This window comes from Muriicola sp. (genome assembly GCF_049669965.1).
Lineage (GTDB): Bacteria > Bacteroidota > Bacteroidia > Flavobacteriales > Flavobacteriaceae > Muriicola.
Map to the genome: position 1 here is coordinate 1 of NZ_JBATLB010000304.1, position 1,852 is coordinate 1,852.

1 protein-coding gene and 1 tRNA gene are annotated in these 1,852 nt (G+C 40.3%); both read right to left on the minus strand.

Going from position 1 to position 1,852, the window contains the following annotated elements; all coding sequences use genetic code 11:
- Positions 1–241: 241 nt before the first annotated feature.
- Positions 242–316, minus strand: a tRNA-Val gene (locus tag WBM49_RS14875).
- A 222-nt stretch (positions 317–538) separates the two neighbouring features.
- The coding region (locus WBM49_RS14880; RefSeq protein WP_424372835.1) for a M16 family metallopeptidase at positions 539–1,852 on the minus strand (1,314 nt) is incomplete at its 5' end.

Below are 1,852 nucleotides of genomic sequence, written 5' to 3' on the forward strand. Positions count from 1 at the left end.
AATCATAACCCCGCATTTGCGGGGTTTAATTCTATTATTCCCTTCAAAGGCTCAAACAAGTTTGGCAAAGGACTACTCACTGCGTTCGTGATACAAAATCAGTCCGCTGCTGCAATTAGAAAATCCTAACCCCGCATTTGCGGGGTTTAATTCTTTTATTCCCTTCCAAGGCTCAATCTTCGCTTGGCCTTTTTCTGGAATAAAAAAATCCACACCTTCCGTGTGGATTTTCTGAGTGATGTGGAGTGTATTGGATTCGAACCAACGACCCCCGCCCTGTCAAGGCGATGCTCTAAACCAACTGAGCTAACACTCCATCAAGTATTAATAACTCTTTTTAAAGAGGCCTGCAATATCGGAATTTTTTGATGAAGGCAATCCCCTGTTCCCCTAAACTTTTTTCCTTCTGTAAGCTTGCAAACCACCATAAATCTAAATCCCACTATACCCTAAACATCTTTTCAATGAATTAGCCTACCCCTTCCTTTCTTTTAAAAGGTTAAGAGTAGGCCAAACTTCAGTATCTTGGGCAGCTGCCCTATTCTGTCTCCGGCATTAATATGCCTAGGAAATAGTTCTCATCCAAATAATTTTGTGCTACATCCTGTACTTTCTCTGCGGTTAATTGATCAAGTCTGCTCTCTAATTGCATCATATTTTCCAGATTGCGTTCTTCCTGGTCAGCTTTCAGCAGACTTGTAATCCAGTATCTGTTGGTTTTTAAATCCTCTTTGTGTTTCACCAAATACGTCTCCTTAACTTTTGCCATGTCTTCAGGAGTAACACCTTCCTTTTTTATCTTTTCCACCTCTCCCAAAGCCGCATTTATCAACTTATCGACATTCTCGGGCCCGCAGGGAAATGATATACTAAAGGTCAGGTTGGAAAAGGATATTTTACTCAAACTACCTCTAGCTCCAACACCATAGACGCCTCCTTCTTCTTCGCGTAATTTTTCGACCAGTTTTATGGTCAAAACCTCACCTAGGGCATTAACTGCCATTTCGGTTTCGCTATCATAAGGAATCTCCTCCTCCCAAGTTATACTGACATTACTTTTAGGATCACTTCCCTTTTTTATAGTGTGTTTTTGATAGATATCCTTTCTTCTGAACTCTGTAGACACAAACTCTTCATTACTATTCCTGCCCGGCAGTGAAGCTATATAAGTAGCGACATATTCTTTTAATTTCGCTTCATCTATGTTCCCGACAAAATAAAAATGGAAATCTCCGGCATCAGCAAATCGTTCCTGATACTTTTTGTAGGCCAGGTCATAATCAGCCTCGTCCATTTTTTCAACAGTGGGAAATCCGGCATATCTAGAATTACCTTCGTTTTTAATCCGACCCAATTGATCTTGGAAGTAAAATTGGGGATTTGCCATCAAGTTGCCCAGGAAGCTTTTCTGTTTGGTTAAGAAGGAATTAAACGCCTCTTCATCTTTATTAAGGGAAGTAAAATAAAGATAAACCATTTGAAACAAGGTCTCCAAATCCTTAGGTGCAGCCTGACCGTTGAAATTTTCACTAAACGTACTTATCCTGGGCATTACCCTCACAATTTTTCCACTCACATATTTATTCATATCATTCAGGGATAATCCACCAATCCCGGCCTCCATAAGGCCATTATTTGCAAAAACAGTAGCCATAAATTCATCATCACTATAAAGGCTGGTACCTCCTGGACTGTAGGCTTCAAAAAGTACTTCATCGTTTTTAAAATCGGTCTTTTTATAGGTCACTTTGGCTCCATTGCTTAAAGTCATGGTCGTAATGCCCTGCTTCGGATCAGTTTCAGAATTTGCAATACTGCCAGGAACCGGCATTGTTTCCATTAAATCGGACCG